We start from the raw sequence: 15,792 nt of genomic DNA, 5'->3' as shown, positions 1-15,792 counted from the left end.
GCTTTCAGCGGAACAGCGTGATCAGGTGCGCGCGCGACTTCACGTCCAGCGCCAGCAGCAGCGCCGAGACGTAGTTCTTGACCGTCCCCAGCGACAGCGACATGGACTGGCTGATCTCCTGGTTGGCGCAGCCCGAGAGCACCAGCTCCAGGATCTCCAGGTGGCGCGGGCCGAGCTCGCTGACGCGATCGACCAGCGCGGCATTGGCGCAGCGCGGGAACAGCGCCGCCGCGGCCGGGCTTGCGTCGCGGCGTCCGCTCGGCGCCATGAGCAGCGCCCGCAGCGTGCGACGCATGTCGGCCATCAGCGCGCCCTTGTGCACCCAGGCCGCGGCGCCCAGGGCGCGCGCCTGGCGCACCACGAACTCGTCCTGCGTGCCGCTGAACACCGCCACGCGCGCACCCGGGTGGACTTGCGCGAAGCGGCGCAGGCCCTGCAGGCCCTTGCAGTCGTTGAGGTTGAGGTCCAGCAGCACGGCGTCGACGGGCCGCGACTGCGCATACACCTCCAGCGCCTCGTCGAGCGTGCCGGCTTCCAGCCACTCGATGTGGATTTCATCGATGTCCGCGTACAGGGCGCGCACGCCGCAGCGGATCAGCTCGTGGTCATCGACCAGCAGCACGCGGCGGGTGACGGGCTCTTCGACGAGCGCGGCGGCATAGCCGGCACGGGCGTGGGTCCAGGGCGACTCGGTGACACAGTGCATAGCTTCCCCCAGGAGTAAGTCGGGAAAAATTCGGCACCTGCCGCGGTTTTCCATGCATGGCGCGGGGAGATGCGCCAGCCGGGGAAACGTTGACAAGCCACATGAATTGTGGTGCGTGACCTTGGGCACGCCATCGGCATGAAGGACGCCCCCGCAATGGGGTGGTGACTCGCTGGCGCGGGTAAGCGGCCTCCCCCTTTCGGGCCAGGCCGTGGCGGCCGCCGCGCAGCCGGCGCCGTTCACAACTGGTTCGGCGGCGTGATGCCGTGGCGTTTCATCTGCCGGTAGACGGTGGCCCGGCACACGTCGAGCGCCTTGGCGCTGGCGCTGACGTTCCACTTGTGCCGGCGCAGCACCTGCAGCAGCTGCCGGGCCTCGGCATCGCCACCGGCATCGGCATCGCCATCGGCTGCCGCGGCGCCGGTGTCGCCGTCGGCGGCGGCAGGCGGCACGGGGCGCGGCAGCGCGGCGGCGGCAGGCGTCGCGGCGGCGATCTCCGCCGGCAGCTCCGCCGGCGTGACGGGCGCGTTGCCGGCCAGCGCCAGCGCGTAGCGCAGCGCGTTGCGCAGTTCGCGCACGTTGCCCGGCCAGCGGTGCGCCAGCAGCCGCTGCAGCGCCTCTTGCGTCAGCCGCGCGCCGACCAGCCCCAGGCGCTGCGCCTCCTCGGCCAGCACGGTGTCGATCAGGTAGCCCACGTCGCGGCGCTCGCGCAGCGGCGGCAGCCGCAGCACCGCGCCGCACAGCCGGTAGTACAGGTCCTCGCGGAAGGTGCCGCGCTCGATGGCGCCGCGCAGGTCGCGGTGCGTCGCGGCGATGACGTTGAGCTGCACCGGCACCGGCTTGTCCGCGCCCAGCGGCAGCACCTCCGACTCCGAGAGCACGCGCAGGAAGCGCGTCTGCAGCTGCAGCGGCATGTCGCCGATCTCGTCGAGGAACAGCGTGCCGCCGTCGGACTGCGCGATCAGCCCCTTCATGCCCTTGCTGCGCCCGCCGGTGAAGGTGCCCGGCGTGTAGCCGAAGAGCTCGCTCTCGATCAGCGACTCGGGGATCGAAGCGCAGTTCACCGCCACGAACGGCTTGCCGCGGCGCCGGCTCTGCGCGTGCAGCGCCTTGGCCAGCACTTCCTTGCCGGCGCCGGTCTCGCCCTGGACCAGCAGCGCCACGCCGCTGTCCACCAGCCGCGTGCCGTGGTCGATGAGGCGCTGCATGGCCGGGTCGTCGCCGGCGAGCTGCTGCAGCGCGCCGCCGCGCGGCCGCGCCTCGGCGACGGGCTCGGCCGGCAGCCGCGGCGGCGGCATGCGCAGCACGCTGCCGGCGCGCGTGCGCGGCGCGACCACGCTGGGGAAGAAGCGCTGGCCGTGGTGCGGGAAGCGCGTGGCGACCTCCGGCGCGCCGTGGCCGCGCGCCAGGCTCCACAGCGCCTGCGGGCTGACGTCGAGCAGGTCCGTCAGCGGCGTGCCGATGAGCCCCGGCGCGGCGCGGTCGCCGCCCAGCGTCTGCCAGAACTGGCGCCGCGCGCCGGTGTTGGCGCCCACGATCACGCCGTCCTCGTCGAAGGCCAGCATCAGCTCGCCGGCCACCTCCACCAGGCCATGGGCGCGGCCCAGGCGCAGGATCCAGCGCTCGGCGAAGGCGCGCAGGAAGTTGGCGTCCTCGATCATCTGCGCGTAGAGCGTGGTCAGGTGCCAGACCAGGTGCTGGCTGTCGCGCGCGTCGGGCGAGGTCAGCGCCGACACGTCGAGCACGCCCAGCAGCTCGCCGCCGGGCGCGTACAGCGGCGCGGAGGTGCAGGTCAGGCCGATGTGCGTGGCATCGAAATGCTCCTCGCGGTGGCAGGTGATGGTGGTGCGCTCGATCAGGCAGGTGCCCACGCCGCAGGTGCCGGCATGGGCCTCGTTCCAGTCGGCGCCCACGTACAGCCCGGCGCGCTTGAGCTGCGGCTCGGTGGCGGGGTTGCCGATGTAGTCCACGGCGATGCCGTCGCTGTCGGTGAGCAGCAGCATGTAGCCCAGGTCGGCGACGCGGCGGTACATGTCCTCCATGCCGGAGCGCGCCACGCGCAGGAAGCCTTCCATGCGCTGGCGGTGCTCGCGCACCGCCGCCGAGGGCAGGATGCGCGCCGGCGTGGGCCGCGTCGGGTCCAGGCCGTGCTGGCTCATGCAGCGCGCCCAGGACTTGTGGAACAGCGATTCGCGCGCGGCCGCGGGCGCCGTGAGCGCACCGGTGCCCACGGCGATGACGTTGTCGATGTGGCGGGTCAGGGCATCGGGCATGGCGGTCTCCTCGTGCCGGCCGCCGCGCTGCCGCCGCCGTGACTGCTGTGGCTGCTGCCGCGCCGCGGCCGTGCTGCTTGGGCACGGGGCTGTGGAGGGCCCGGTGTCCGGCGTGTGCCGGGCACGCATCATCGAACCCACCCCCGAAGGGGGGAAACCGCAATAACCCCAATCCCGAAGCGACACATCGCCCAGGGCATGCGGCGCCTGTCGCAGCCCGGGTGCGACACCTGTCGCAGGCCGCGCCGGCCCGCTGCGACAGCCGCCGCGCGCGGCGCCCCGGCCCGCCCCGGGAGCGAAGGGCCGATGCCGGGCGCTGGCGCCGGCCTGTCGGCGATGGCATGGCCCTTGCGGTCTGGTGCCGCGTCAACGGAATGCGAGAGGGCCAGCGAATGACGAGGCAAGCGGCGGCAGCGAGCGAGGTGTGCGTGGGGATCATCGCCAACCCGGTGTCGGCGCGCGACATCCGCCGCGTCGTGGCCAACGCCAGCAACCTGCAGATCGCCGAGCGCGTGAGCATCGTGCTGCGCCTGCTGAGCACCCTGAAGTCGCTGGGCGTGGGCCGCGTGCTGCTGATGCCCGACAAGGCCGGCCTGCGCGCGCTGCTGCAGCGGCACCTGCAGCGCGGCGGGCCCGAGGGCGACGCCTTTCCGGCGGTCGAGTTCCTGGACATGCCCGTGACCTCGACGGTGGAGGACACCTTCGAGGCCGCGCGGCGCATGCGCGCCGCCGGCGTGCGCGCGCTCGTCGTGCTGGGCGGCGACGGCACGCACCGCGCCGTCGTGCGCGAGTGCGCGGACGTGCCCATCGCGGGCCTGTCCACCGGCACCAACAACGCCTTTCCCGAGCTGCGCGAGCCCACGCTGGTGGCCATGGCCGTGGCGCTGCTGGCCACCGGCCGCGTCCCGGCGGAAGAGGCGCTGGCGGGCAACAAGCTGCTGGAGGTGGAGATCGGCGACGGGCGCCGGCGCGACATCGCGCTGGTGGACGCGGTGATCTCCACCGAGCGCTGCATCGGCGCGCGCGCGCTGTGGCGCACCGGGCAGCTGGCCGCCGCCTACCTGACCTTCGCCGACCCCTGCGCCATCGGGCTGTCGGCCATCGGCGCGCTGCTGCAGCCCGTGGGCCGGCGCGAGCCGCACGGGCTGGCGGTGCGGCTGGCACCCGAGGGCGCCCCGGCGCGGCTGGCGCTGCAGGCGCCGATCGCGCCCGGGATGCTGCGCGAGGTGCGCGTCGCCGGCTGGGAGCCGATGGCGCCCGGCGAGCCCTTCGACGTGGAGCATGCCGGCGGCGTCGTGGCGCTGGACGGCGAGCGCGAGCTGCCCTTCGATCCCGGCGAGCGCGTGCGGCTGACGCTGCGCGCGAACGCCTTTCCCACGGTGGACGTGGAGCGCTGCCTGCAGTTCGCGGCGGTCCACGGCCTGTTCCACCGTTCCGCAAGCAACCTTTGACAAGGAGGCAAGACCATGGCTGACGTGAATCCTTTCCCGCTGGAGCGGCAGGCGCTGCTGCAGTGCTACCGCACCATGCGCACCATCCGCGAGTTCGAGGAGCGGCTGCACGTGGACTTCGGCCGCGGCGACATCCCCGGCTTCGTGCACCTGTACGCCGGCGAGGAGGCCACCGCCGTCGGGATCATGAGCCACCTGGGCGACGGCGACCGCATCGCCAGCACGCACCGCGGCCACGGCCACTGCATCGCCAAGGGCGTGGACGTGGTGGCGATGATGAAGGAGATCTACGGGCGCAAGGGCGGCTCCTGCAACGGCAAGGGCGGCTCGATGCACATCGCGGACCTGTCCCGGGGAATGATGGGCGCCAACGGCATCCTGGGCGCGGGCGCGCCGCTGGTGTGCGGCGCGGCGCTGGCGGCCAAGTACCGCAAGAGCGGCGAGGTGGCGATCAGCTTCGTGGGCGACGGCGCCTCCAACCAGGGCACCTTCCTGGAGAGCCTGAACCTGGCGGCGGTGTGGAACCTGCCGGCCATCTTCGTCATCGAGAACAACGGCTACGCCGAGTCCACCGCGCGCGACTACGGCACCGCGGTGGACAGCTACGTGGACCGCGCCGCGGGCTTCGGCATGCCCGGCGTGACGGTGGACGGCACCGACTTCTTCGCCGTGCACGAGGCCGCCGGCGAGATCATCAAGCGCGCCCGCGACGGCGGCGGCCCGGCCCTGCTGGAATGCAAGATGGTGCGCTTCTACGGCCACTTCGAGGGCGACGCGCAGACCTACCGCGCCCCCGGCGAGCTCGATGACATCCGCAACAACCGCGACTGCCTCAAGAAGTTCGCGGCCGAGGTCACCGGCGCGGGGCTCATCACGGCCGAGGAGCTCACCGCCATCGACCACGAGGTGCTGGGCCTGATCGAGGACGCCGTGGCGCAGGCCAAGGCCGCGCCGCTACCCACCGCCGCCGACCTGCTCACCGACGTGTACGTCAGGTACTGAGCCGGCACCCGCTCAAGCAGCAGCAACGACAACTCCCTTCAAACACAGCCAGGAGACATCCACATGGCGAGGAAGATTTCCCTCAAGCAGGCCGTCAACGAGGCCATCGACCAGGAAATGGCGCGCGACCCGTCGGTGATCATGATGGGCGAGGACATCGTCGGCGGCGCCGGCGCGGAAGGAGAGAAGGACGCCTGGGGCGGCGTCCTGGGCGTGACCAAGGGCCTGTACGCCAAGTACGGCGACCGGCTGCTCGACACGCCGCTGTCCGAGAGCGCCTACGTCGGCGCCGCGATCGGCGCCGCCTCCTGCGGCATGCGCCCGATCGCCGAGCTCATGTTCATCGACTTCATGGGCGTGTGCTTCGACCAGATCTTCAACCAGGCCGCCAAGTTCAAGTACATGTTCGGCGGCAAGGCCGAGACGCCGGTGGTCATCCGCGCCATGGTCGGCGCGGGCTTCCGCGCCGCGGCGCAGCACTCGCAGATGCTCACGCCCGTCTTCACGCACATACCCGGGCTGAAGGTGGTGTGCCCGAGCAGCCCTTATGACACCAAGGGGCTGCTGATCCAGGCGATCCGCGACAACGACCCGGTCATTTTCTGCGAGCACAAGAACCTGTACGCGCTCGAAGGCGAGGTGCCCGAAGCGTCCTACGCCATCCCCTTCGGCGAGGCCAACGTGGTGCGCGAGGGCGAGCATGTCTCCATCGTCACCTACGGGCTGATGGTGCACCGCTCGCTGGAGGCCGCGGCCGCGCTGGCGAAGGAAGGCATCGAGGCCGAGGTGATCGACCTGCGCACGCTCTCGCCGCTGGACATGGACACGGTGCTGGAGAGCGTGGAGCGCACCGGGCGCCTGGTGTGCGTGGACGAAGCCAGCCCGCGCTGCAACATCGCCACCGACATCTCCGCGCAGGTGGCCATGCACGCCTTCAGGGCCCTGAAGGCGCAGATCGAGATGGTGGCGCCGCCGCACGTGCCGGTGCCCTTCTCGCCGACGCTGGAGGACCTCTACATCCCCAGCGCTTCCGCCATCGCCGACGCCGCGCGTCGCACGCTCAAGGGAGGCAAGCAGTAATGGCAGCAGGCATCACCCCCATCGTCATGCCCAAGTGGGGCCTGTCGATGAAGGAAGGCACCGTCATGTCCTGGCTGGTGGAAGAAGGCACCGAGATCACGGTCGGCATGCCGATCCTGGAGGTCGAGACCGACAAGATCGCCAACGCCGTCGAGGCGCCCGACCCCGGGCTGCTGCGGCGCAAGGTGGCGCAGGAGGGCGAGCTGCTGCCGGTCAAGGCGCTGCTGGGCGTGATGGCGCCCGCCGAGGTGGCCGACGCCGACATCGACGCCTACGTGGCGGCCTACGTCACGCCCTCGGCCGGGGAAGACGAGGACGCCGACGCCGCGCCCGCCTACCTCTTCACGGAGGTGGACGGCCTGCGCGTGCGCTACGCGCGCCGGGGTGATGCCGACGGCAGCGCCACGCCGGTGCTGTTCATCCACGGCTTCGGCGGCGACCTCGACAACTGGCTGTTCAACATCGACGCGGTGGCCGAAGCCGCGCCCGTGATCGCGCTGGACCTGCCCGGGCACGGCCAGTCCGACGTGAAGCTGCCGGGCGAGAGCCTGGCGGCGCTGGCCGGCTTCGTGGCGCGCTTCCTCGACGCCTTGGGCGTGGAGCGGGTGCATGCGGTGGGCCACTCGATGGGCGGCGCCATCGCGGCGCAGCTGGCGCGCTCGCACCCGGCACGCGTGGCCTCGGTGGCGCTGATCGCGCCGGCCGGCCTGGGCGAGGACATCAACCACGGCTACACCGAGGGCTTCGCCACGGCGGCGTCGCGGCGCGAGCTGAAACCGGTGCTGGAGCAACTGTTTGCCGACGCCTCGCTGGTGAGCCGGCAGATGGTGGACGACGTGCTGAAGTACAAGCGCCTCGACGGCGTGGAGCCGCTGCTGCTGTCGCTCAGCCGCGCGCTGTTCCCGGACGGGCGCCAGGCCGAGCGGCCGGGCCTGGAGCTGGGCGCCGGCGGCACGCCGGTGCTGGTGGTCTGGGGCGAGGAGGACCGCATCGTGCCGGCCGCGCATGCCGCCCACGCGCCGCCGGGCGCCACGGTCGAGCGTTTCCCGGGCGCCGGCCACATGGTGCAGATGGAGCGCGCCAGCGACGTCAACCGGCTGCTGCGGCGGCATGTCGGGGGCTGACGCCACCCTGCCCGGCGCGGCGGCCTGCGGGCCGCCGCGCCCGTGCTTCACCCTGCTGCCCGATGCCGGCGTCCCGCAGTCGGACCTGGCCCTGGAGCAGCGGCTGCTGGAGCACGCGGCCGAGGGCGGCGCCTGCGCCGCGGTGTGGGAATGCCGCCCCGCGCTGGTGGTGCCGCCCACCTACCGGCGCTTCGAGCGCTTCGATGCCCTGTGCGAGCGCTTCGCGGCGCAGGGCTGGCCGGTGTCGGTGCGCCGCTCCGGCGGCGGGCTGGTGCCGCAGGGGCCGGGCATGGTCAACCTCAGCCTGGCGTGGCGCACGCGCTCGCGCCTGGGCGACGCGATGGAGGCGGTCTACCTGCACCTGTGCGGCGTGCTGCAGGCAGCGTTCGAAACCTTCGGGCTGGAGACTTCGGCGCAGGCCGTGGAAGGCTCGTTCTGCGACGGCCGCTTCAACCTCGCGCTGGACGGGCGCAAGGCCGTGGGCACGGCGCAGTACTGGCGGCGCGTGAACGCGCAGGAGCACGTGGTGCTGGCGCATGCCTGCGTGCTGGTCGAGGCGGACTTGCGGCGGCTGGTCGAGCGCGCCAACGCCTTCGAGGCCCGGCTGGGCAGCGACCGGCAATACAGCGTGGAGGCCGTGGCCAACCTGGTGCCGGCCGTGGCGCCCCGGCCGATGGGCCAGGGCGGGCAGCCGCTGTCGGCGGCGTCGCTGGCGCAGGCGCTGGGCCGCGCCGTGGCCGGGCGCCGGGTCCCCTGCTGAGGGCTGCGCCGACGCCGTAGCCAGGACCGGGGTCGAGGCGCAGGCCGTCCCCGGCCATTCACGCGCCCGACGACAGCTTCAGCCCGACGATGCCGGCGACCACCAGCGCCAGGCTGCCCAGCCGGGCCAGGGACACCGGCTCGCCCAGCAGCGTCATGCCCACAAGGGCCGTGCCCACGGCGCCGATGCCCACCCAGACGGCATAGGCCGTGCCGACGGGCAGCTCGCGCAGGGCCCAGCCCAGGAGCCCGATGCTGAGCACGAAGGCCACGCCGGTGCCCACGGAGGGCCACAGGCGCGTGAAGCCCGCGCTGTACTTCAGGCCCACGGCCCAGACGACCTCGAACAGGCCCGCCACGATCAAGAGCAACCAGCTCATCGGATTCCCCAAGGATGCCGGGGCCGTCCCCGATGAAGTACCGGAAGCAGAGTCGTCCCGGCTTCGCGCCCGCCGGCTACATCGCGGCGGGATGGGAAGTCTAGGCCGGACGCGGCGTCCGCCTGGGCCGAAGGGGTGCCCGGTGCGCGACGCCCGCCGTTTCAGCGCCTCACTGCGGCGCCGGCTGCGCCGCCAGCCAGTTCAGGTAGGCCACCAGCTCCCAGATCTGCTCGGGCGTGAAGGCCTTGCCCCAGGGCGGCATGATGTCCGCGCCGCGCCGGCCCTCGGTGATGACCTGGAACGCCGCGGCTGGCACGAACTCGCTGCCGCGGCCCTTGAAGCTGGGTGCGCGCCCGCCCGCGCCCTCGCTGCCGTGGCAGTAGGCGGCGCAGGTGGCACCGAAGCGCGCCTTGCCGGCGGCGATGCGCTGCGGGTCGGTCAGCTCGAAGGGGGGCGCGTCGGCGGCGGTGGCGGGTAGCGCAACGGCGGTTGCGAGGGCAACGGCGGGCAGGATTGCGCGGGTCGGGGAGGTGGATTTGCTCATCGGCTTGTCTTGGCTGGAACGGTGCAATGCAAAGGTGGCGGCGTACCGATGCCTGGTCCAGGACGGCCGGTAGGAGGCCCGCTTGCGGGCCGAACCACACGACGGCAGCCAGGAATTCGGCCCGCAAGCGGGCCTCCTACCGGCTTCGGCCAGCCGCTCGTTGTCACGGCGAATCGCCCTCACTCCACCGCAAACGCCATCAGCGCCGCCCCGCCGGGCAGGTTGCGGATCTGCGGGAAGGCGCCGGTGAGGAAGCCCGGCGCGTGCGAGCCCAGCCCGGTCGGGATCACGACGTACTGCTTGCCGCCCACGGCATAGCTGACCGGCCCGCCGCGCACGCCGGAGCCGGCGTTGAAGCTCCACAGCTCCTTGCCGGTGTCGGCGTCGAAGGCGTAGAGCCTGCCCTGCATGTCGCCGGTGAAGACCAGCCCGCCGGCGGTGGCCAGCGCCGAACTCAGCGGCGGCAGCTCGAAGCGCACCTTCCAGGCCTGCCGGCCCGTGAGCGGGTCGAAGGCGCCCAGCCAGCCGTCAGCCTTCTTGCCCGGAGGATCGACCAGCGTGATCTCCGACAGGCCCAGCGACAGCATGCCGATGCCCGGCACCTCGCCCTGCTTCGCGCTCGTCACGGTGTTGCACACCTCCATGCCGTGCGAGTACCAGAGCTTCGTCTTCGGGCTGTAGGCGCCATGGTTCCAGCTGCGCGCGCCCAGCAGGTTCGGGCAGTGCAGCTTCTGCTTGCCGGTCTCCGGGTGCACCGGGTCGATGGGCAGGCCGGTCTTCGGGTCCACGCCCTTGGCCCAGTTCATGTTCTCGGTGTACTGCCAGACGTTGCGGATGGAACCGTCGTCCTTGTCCATCACGTACACGAAGCCGTTCTTGTTGAGGTGCACCAGCGCCTGCTTGCCCCGGCCGTCGGGCACCAGCAGCGCCTCGTAGGCGGCATCGAAGTCCCAGGTGTCGTTGGGCACCTCCTGGCGGTGCCATTTCACCTTGCCCGTCTTCGGGTCCAGCGCCAGCAGCGTGGCGGTATAGAGGTTGTCGCCCATGCGGTCGTCGCGGTTGAAGTCCGGCGCGGCGTTGCTGGTGCCGATGTAGATGGTGTCGGTCGTGGGGTCCCAGGTGCCGGGCAGCCAGGCCGAGCCGCCGCCCTTGCTGCGGCTGTCGCCGGGCCAGCTTTGCGGGTCGTCGCGCGGCACCTCGAAGGTCCAGGCGCGCTCGCCGGTGTCGGCGTTGACCGCGTATATCTTGCCGATGGTGGGCTGGTCGCCGCCGGTGGTGCCGCCGAAGAGGATGTTGCCCGCGAGCTGCGGCGGCGAGGAGAACAGCGCGCCGTACTCGTTCTTCAGGTCGCTGAGCTGCGTGGACCACAGCTCCTTGCCCGTCTTCTGGTCCAGCGCCATGAAGCGCCCGTCCAGCGTGCCGATGAAGACCTTCCCGCGCCCGACGGTCACGCCACGGCTGGCCGAGCCGTAGAACACCTCCTTCACGATCGGGTCGAGCTTCGGGGCGTGGCGCCAGAGGGTCTTGCCGCTGGCGGCGTCCACGGCGAAGACGTTGTTGTCGGCGGCGATGTAGTAGAGCACCCCGTCCTGCACGATCGGCGTGGCCTGCAGCCCGTGCGTGATCACGCCCGGCTGGTGCACCCAGGCCACCTTCAGCCGCTTGACGTTGGCCTTGTTGATCTGTTGCAGCGGGCTGAAGCGCCAGGCGTTGTGGCTGCGGTGGTACTGCGGCCAGTTGTGCGGATCGTCGAAGCCGGGGCCGCTGCCCGGGGCGACGAGGGGCGCCGTGCCCTGGGCGCCGGCGCCCAGGGCCAGGCCCAACAGTCCCGCGGCGCACAGCGCCGCCCCCGCGTGATGCCAGCGCCGCTGCGGGCGCGCCGTCGTCTCGTTCATGGCTCGTCTCCTGGAAGGTGTGGATCTCGGCGATCGCGGGCGGCATCGTCACGGCCGCCTGGGGAGGCCCGTCCGCAGCTTCCGTGCCACGGCGCCGCGCCCGAGCGGCGGGGACGGCGGGCGCGCGCGGCGCGACAGGTGTTGCAGCCGTGCGCCGTCGCAGCGCGACAGCTGTCGCAGGCACGGGGCTCGGTTACCGTTGCGGGCGGGGCCGATGCGCGCGCACCCGACGGCGGCGCGCCGGCTCCCCCAGAAGAAATACCGGAGGTGCCATGAACCGCCTGTCCTTCCCGCGCCGGGCTGACGGCCCGGCGCTGGTGCGCCTGCTGCTGCCGCTGCTGTGGCTCGCGCTGCTCGTGCTCGGCCCGGTGCCGGGCGCTGCGGCCCAGGGCGTCGCACCGGCGGCGATCTCCGCGCCGGCGCGCGACGCCCTGCCCGGCGCCGAGCCGGCGCTGCTGCGGGTGATGAACCGCGACGTCGTGCTGCTGCGCGCCATGCTCGGCGGCGTCGCGCCGCAGGAGCGCGTGGAGCGCGCGCGCGCGCGCATCGCGCGCCAGCTGGCGGCCGGCGGCCCGCTGGCGGTGACGGTGTGGCCGGTGGCGGGCGGACAGGGCGTGTACATCGACGGCGCCTTCTGCTTCGCCGTGCTCGATGCCGACACCGACCCGCTGCAGCCGCCCGGCGAGGCGCCGCTGGTGCGCCAGGCCGCCGCCGCGCTGGAGCGGGCGCTGGCCGAGCGGCGCGAGAGCCGCGACGTGCGCGCGATGGCGGAGTCGGCCGGCCGGTCGGCGGCGGCCAGCGGCGTGGCGCTGGTGCTGGGCTTCGGCCTGGCGCGCCTGGGCCGGCGGGCGCAGGCCCGCGCGCTGCGCTGGACCGCCCGGCAGGCGTCGCGGCTGCCGCTGCACGGCGCGGCGCTGCTGCTGCGCGAGCGGCTGGCGCAGGCCGTGCCGGCGCTGCTGCGCGGGCTCACGCTGGCGCTGGGCGGGCTCATCGGCTACGCCTGGCTGAGCGTGGTGCTGGCGCAGTTCCCCTACACGCGGCGCTGGGGCGAGCAACTCAACGAGCGGCTGCTGGCGGTGCTGGCTGAGCTGCTGGGCGGCATCGCCGCCGCGCTGCCGGGGCTGCTCACGGCGCTGCTGATGTTCGTGCTGGCGCGCTGGGCCACGCAGCTGTGCCGCGCCTTCTTCGCGCGCGTGCGCAGCGGCCAGATCCGCCTGGGCTGGCTCGACCCGGAGCTGGCCGACGCCACGGCGCGGCTGTCCAACACGCTGATCTGGCTGTTCGCGCTGGCCATGGCCTACCCGTACCTGCCCGGCTCGCAGACCGAGGCCTTCAAGGGCCTGTCGGTGCTGCTGGGGCTGATGCTGTCGCTGGGCGCGTCGAGCCTGGTCGGCCAGGGCGCCAGCGGCCTGATCCTGGCCTACAGCCGCGTGCTGCGCCGCGGCGAGTACGTGCGCGTGGCCGAGCACGAGGGCACCGTCACCGACACGGGGCTGTTCACCACGCGCATCCGCACCGGGCTGGGCGAGGAGCTGACGGTGCCCAACGCGCTGATCCTGGGCAACGTCACGCGCAACTACTCGCGCACCGTGCGCGGCCCCGGCTTCATCCTCGACACCACCGTGACCATCGGCTACGACACGCCCTGGCGCGAGGTCGAGGCGATGCTGCTGGAGGCGGCGCGGCGCACGGAAGGCGTGCTGCGCGAGCCCGCGCCGCGCGTGTTCCAGACCGCGCTCAGCGACTTCTATCCCGAGTACCGGCTGGTGTGCCAGGCCATCCCGGCCGCGCCGCGCCCGCGCGCGGAGGTGCTCGATGCGCTGCACGCGCACATCCAGGACGTGTTCGCCGAGCGCGGCGTGCAGATCATGTCGCCGCACTACCTGGGCGACCCGGCCGAGGCCAAGGTGCCGCCGCGCGCCGCGGTGCAGCCGGCGCGGGCGCGGGCGCGGGAGGCGAGCACGACGAGCTGAGAGCCCCTGCCAATCAGGGCTTGTACCGGGGCGCCTGCTACAGTGGCGCCCCGCTTCCAAGGCCCCCGCCAGGGGGCCGGCTCCGGTCCCGCCGCCCGGCGGCCTTCCGGCCACCTGTCTGCCCGCCTTGAATCCTACCGTCCGGCTGCAGTTCGCCCTTGAACTGAACTACCACGTGCTGTCGAGCGCGTGCGACTTCGTCTTCAACGTCCACGCCGCCCAGACCCGCTGCCAGCAAGTGCGCGCGGAAGCGCTGTGGCTGCTGCCGGAACTCTCGCACGAGGTGCGGACCGACCCGTTCAACGGCAGCCGCTACCTGCGCCTGCATGCCGGCCCCGGGCCGCTGCGCCTGCGCTACGAGGCGACCGTGGACATCGCCCACCATGCCGCGCGGCCGCAGGACGTGGCCGAGGTGCCGGTGGCGCGGCTGCCCGCGCACGTGCTGCCCTACCTGTACCCGAGCCGCTACTGCCAGTCCGACCGGCTGCTGCGCCTGGCCTACACGGAGTTCGGCACGCTGGCGCCGGGCTACGCGCGGGTGCAGGCGGTGCGCGACTGGGTGCACCGGCACGTCACCTTCCGCTCCAGCAGCTCCGACTCCACCACCTCCGCGGTGGACACGCTCATCGAGCGCGTGGGCGTGTGCCGCGACTTCGCGCACCTGATGATCGCGCTGTGCCGCGCGCTGAACCTGCCGGCGCGCTTCGCCACCGGCATCGACTACGGCGCCGACCCGGCCCTGGGCCCGACCGACTTCCACGCCTACGTCGAAGTGTTCCTGGGCGACCGCTGGTACCTGTTCGACCCCTCCGGCACCGCCATCCCGATGGGCTTCGTGCGCCTGGGCACGGGCCGCGACGCGGCCGACGTGGCCTTCGCCACCATCTTCGGCGCGGTGCAGTCGCCCGCGCCCGCGCCGCTGCTGCACATCGAGGCCCTGGCCGATGCGCAGGCCGGCCTGGTCCGGCCGGTGCATTGCACCGACGCGCTGTCCACCGACGACGGGTTGCCGCGCTGGCTGTAAAGCACTGAGGCGCTGAGTCGGCGCGGCCGGCTCAGCCCCGCCCCGCCTCCAGCGCCGCCATCACCTCGCCCACCGCCCCGCGGCTGGTCAGGCCGACGGCCGGGGTGGCCTGCAGCATGGCCTCGAACACCGCGCGCACGTCCTCGGCCGTGACGGCCTCGATCTGCGCCACGGCTTCATCGGCTCCGATCAGCCGCCCGTGCACGAACAGCTGCTCGGCGGCGGCCTCGATGGCGCTGAAGGGCCGCTCCTGCTTGTGCACCGCCTGCACCAGCAGCTGGTTCCTCGCCCGCTCCAGCTGCTGCGCGTCGATGCCCTCGGCCTGCGCCCGCAGCAGGGCGCCCACGGCGCGCAGGTACTCCATGAGCTTGTCGGGCTGGGTGATGGCGTCGATGACCATCAGCCCATGCACGTCGCTGGTCTCGGCCTCGGCCGCCACGTGGTAGGCCAGGCCGCGGCGCTCGCGCACCTCGTCCACCAGCGGCGCGCTCATGCCGCCGCCGAAGAGCGTGGCCGCCACCAGCCCGGCCTGGTGCGCGCGCGCGCCCTGCGTTTGGCTGGGCAGCGGCAGCCCGATGGAGGAATAGACCTGCGAGATGCCCGGGCGCCGGCGCGACTGCAGCCCGCCCAGGTGCGCCACCGCCTCGGCGCCGTTGGCCTCGCCGCGCGGCACGGCGCCGAAGAGCTTCTCCGCGAGGGCTTCCACCTGCGCCGGCCGCACGTCGCCGCCGGCGGCGATGACGAGGTTGGCGCCGGCGTAGTGGCGGCCGACGTAGGCCACCAGGTCGTCGCGCGTGATGCGCTCGACGTGGCGGCGCGTGCCGATGATCGGCCGCGCCAGCGGCTGCTTGCCGTAGGCGGCCACGTCGAGCAGCTGCGACACGACCGACTGCGGGTCCTCCTCGTACTCGGTGAGCTCCTGCAGCACCACCTCGCGCTCGTGCTCGATCTCGGCCTCGGGGAAGGTGCTGTGCAGCACCACGTCGGCCAGCATGTCGAGCATGCGCGGCGCGTCGCGGCCCAGGCCGTTGAGGTAGTAGACGGTGGTGTCCTTGGAGGTCCAGGCGTTCATGTCGGCGCCGATGCGCTCGGCGTCGAGGTTGATGGCCTGCACGTCGCGCGTGGCCGTGCCCTTGAAGGCCATGTGCTCCAGGAAGTGGGAGAGGCCGCCGAGCTTCGAGGACTCATTGCGCGAGCCGGTGCGCACGAACACCGCCACGCTGGCACTGCGCAGGTGCGGCAGCGGCACGGTGACGACGCGCACGCCGTTGTCCAGGGTGGTGAGCACGGGCGCCGTGGCGGCGCGCAAGGCTTGGGAAATGTCTGCAGGTTGATTCACCCGGCCATTGTCGCGGCTGGCGCGCGGCGCGCCCGGGCGCGGGCCATTGCAGCGGCATTCCGGACGCACGAAACCCATTATCAAACGCACAAAGCAAAACGCCCCGACCATATTCTGGTCGGGGCGTTTGCCGGGATATTAGCCTGACGATGTCCTACTTTCACACGGGAATCCGCACTATCATCGGCGCTGAGGTGTTTCACGGTCCTGTTCGGGATGGGAAGGGGTGGGACCACCTCGCT

At 72.8% G+C, this 15,792-nt stretch carries 13 protein-coding genes and 1 rRNA gene; 7 read left to right on the top strand and 7 right to left on the bottom strand.

What is annotated here, in order from left to right; translation table 11 throughout:
• Positions 1-4: 4 nt before the first annotated feature.
• Positions 5-706, bottom strand: a complete 702-nt coding sequence (locus tag FJ694_RS21400; RefSeq protein ID WP_157269352.1) for a response regulator — start codon at positions 704-706, stop codon at positions 5-7.
• 239 nt (positions 707-945) lie between these two features.
• Positions 946-2,979 (bottom strand): sigma-54-dependent Fis family transcriptional regulator, encoded by a 2,034-nt coding sequence (locus FJ694_RS21395; RefSeq protein ID WP_157269351.1) that lies wholly within the window; start codon positions 2,977-2,979, stop codon positions 946-948.
• 392 nt (positions 2,980-3,371) lie between these two features.
• Between FJ694_RS21395 and FJ694_RS21390 the strand changes: the two genes are divergently transcribed.
• The 5 genes from FJ694_RS21390 to FJ694_RS21370 all read left to right on the top strand — a co-directional run bounded on the left by FJ694_RS21390 (position 3,372) and on the right by FJ694_RS21370 (position 8,396).
• Complete coding sequence (locus FJ694_RS21390) at positions 3,372-4,430, top strand: ATP-NAD kinase family protein (protein WP_157269350.1); 1,059 nt, start codon at positions 3,372-3,374, stop codon at positions 4,428-4,430.
• Positions 4,431-4,445: 15 nt separating this feature from the next.
• The gene (locus tag FJ694_RS21385) at positions 4,446-5,432 is read left to right on the top strand and encodes a thiamine pyrophosphate-dependent dehydrogenase E1 component subunit alpha (RefSeq protein WP_157269349.1); all 987 of its coding nucleotides are present in this window, start codon (positions 4,446-4,448) and stop codon (positions 5,430-5,432) included.
• Between the two features lie 63 nt (positions 5,433-5,495).
• A complete protein-coding gene (locus FJ694_RS21380; RefSeq protein ID WP_157269348.1) occupies positions 5,496-6,512 on the top strand; it encodes an alpha-ketoacid dehydrogenase subunit beta in 1,017 nt (338 codons plus the stop codon).
• Positions 6,512-7,636 carry an acetoin dehydrogenase dihydrolipoyllysine-residue acetyltransferase subunit gene (locus FJ694_RS21375; RefSeq protein WP_157269347.1) on the top strand — a complete coding sequence of 375 codons (1,125 nt, stop codon included), beginning with the start codon at positions 6,512-6,514 and terminating at the stop codon, positions 7,634-7,636. Before FJ694_RS21380 ends, FJ694_RS21375 begins: the two co-directional genes overlap by 1 nt.
• A complete protein-coding gene (locus FJ694_RS21370; RefSeq protein ID WP_157269346.1) occupies positions 7,623-8,396 on the top strand; it encodes a lipoyl protein ligase domain-containing protein in 774 nt (257 codons plus the stop codon). Before FJ694_RS21375 ends, FJ694_RS21370 begins: the two co-directional genes overlap by 14 nt.
• Before the next feature lie 58 nt (positions 8,397-8,454).
• Here the strand turns inward: FJ694_RS21370 and sugE are convergent, their stop codons facing one another.
• The 3 genes from sugE to FJ694_RS21355 form a co-directional block, all read right to left on the bottom strand.
• Entirely contained in the window at positions 8,455-8,775 is a 321-nt protein-coding gene (gene sugE, locus FJ694_RS21365) for a quaternary ammonium compound efflux SMR transporter SugE (protein ID WP_157269345.1), read from the bottom strand.
• A 169-nt stretch (positions 8,776-8,944) separates the two neighbouring features.
• Positions 8,945-9,319, bottom strand: a complete 375-nt coding sequence (locus FJ694_RS21360) for a c-type cytochrome (RefSeq protein ID WP_157269344.1) — start codon at positions 9,317-9,319, stop codon at positions 8,945-8,947.
• A 179-nt stretch (positions 9,320-9,498) separates the two neighbouring features.
• A complete protein-coding gene (locus FJ694_RS21355) occupies positions 9,499-11,214 on the bottom strand; it encodes a pyrroloquinoline quinone-dependent dehydrogenase (RefSeq protein ID WP_157269343.1) in 1,716 nt (571 codons plus the stop codon).
• 272 nt (positions 11,215-11,486) lie between these two features.
• Between FJ694_RS21355 and FJ694_RS37190 the strand changes: the two genes are divergently transcribed.
• Positions 11,487-13,187, top strand: a complete 1,701-nt coding sequence (locus tag FJ694_RS37190) for a mechanosensitive ion channel family protein (RefSeq protein ID WP_157269342.1) — start codon at positions 11,487-11,489, stop codon at positions 13,185-13,187.
• Between the two features lie 127 nt (positions 13,188-13,314).
• Positions 13,315-14,211: a transglutaminase-like domain-containing protein gene (locus FJ694_RS21345; RefSeq protein ID WP_157269341.1), complete on the top strand. Its 897-nt coding sequence runs from the start codon at positions 13,315-13,317 to the stop codon at positions 14,209-14,211.
• A gap of 31 nt (positions 14,212-14,242) precedes the next feature.
• On the opposite strand, the gene FJ694_RS21340 is transcribed toward FJ694_RS21345, so the two are convergent.
• Both FJ694_RS21340 and rrf read right to left on the bottom strand, forming a co-directional pair.
• Complete coding sequence (locus tag FJ694_RS21340) at positions 14,243-15,550, bottom strand: M16 family metallopeptidase (RefSeq protein ID WP_232540153.1); 1,308 nt, start codon at positions 15,548-15,550, stop codon at positions 14,243-14,245.
• A gap of 141 nt (positions 15,551-15,691) precedes the next feature.
• Positions 15,692-15,792: ribosomal RNA gene (rrf, locus tag FJ694_RS21335) — 5S ribosomal RNA — on the bottom strand; the annotation flags it as partial.

Origin of the sequence: Azohydromonas aeria (genome assembly GCF_009760915.1) — a bacterium.
GTDB lineage: Bacteria > Pseudomonadota > Gammaproteobacteria > Burkholderiales > Burkholderiaceae_C > Azohydromonas > Azohydromonas aeria.
The sequence above is the reverse complement of the archived record's forward strand: the minus strand, read 5'-3'. Positions and strand labels throughout refer to the sequence as shown.

Excerpts from the sequence above, each read along its gene's own strand:
- FJ694_RS21355 (WP_157269343.1), bottom strand. The coding sequence starts at position 11,214 with ATGAACGAGACGACGGCGCGCCCGCAGCGGCGCTGGCATCACGCGGGG.
- FJ694_RS37190 (WP_157269342.1), top strand. The coding sequence starts at position 11,487 with ATGAACCGCCTGTCCTTCCCGCGCCGGGCTGACGGCCCGGCGCTGGTG.
- FJ694_RS21380 (WP_157269348.1), top strand. The coding sequence starts at position 5,496 with ATGGCGAGGAAGATTTCCCTCAAGCAGGCCGTCAACGAGGCCATCGAC.
- FJ694_RS21395 (WP_157269351.1), bottom strand. The coding sequence starts at position 2,979 with ATGCCCGATGCCCTGACCCGCCACATCGACAACGTCATCGCCGTGGGC.
- FJ694_RS21370 (WP_157269346.1), top strand. The coding sequence starts at position 7,623 with ATGTCGGGGGCTGACGCCACCCTGCCCGGCGCGGCGGCCTGCGGGCCG.
- FJ694_RS21390 (WP_157269350.1), top strand. The coding sequence starts at position 3,372 with ATGACGAGGCAAGCGGCGGCAGCGAGCGAGGTGTGCGTGGGGATCATC.
- FJ694_RS21375 (WP_157269347.1), top strand. The coding sequence starts at position 6,512 with ATGGCAGCAGGCATCACCCCCATCGTCATGCCCAAGTGGGGCCTGTCG.
- sugE (WP_157269345.1), bottom strand. The coding sequence starts at position 8,775 with ATGAGCTGGTTGCTCTTGATCGTGGCGGGCCTGTTCGAGGTCGTCTGG.
- FJ694_RS21400 (WP_157269352.1), bottom strand. The coding sequence starts at position 706 with ATGCACTGTGTCACCGAGTCGCCCTGGACCCACGCCCGTGCCGGCTAT.
- FJ694_RS21360 (WP_157269344.1), bottom strand. The coding sequence starts at position 9,319 with ATGAGCAAATCCACCTCCCCGACCCGCGCAATCCTGCCCGCCGTTGCC.
- FJ694_RS21385 (WP_157269349.1), top strand. The coding sequence starts at position 4,446 with ATGGCTGACGTGAATCCTTTCCCGCTGGAGCGGCAGGCGCTGCTGCAG.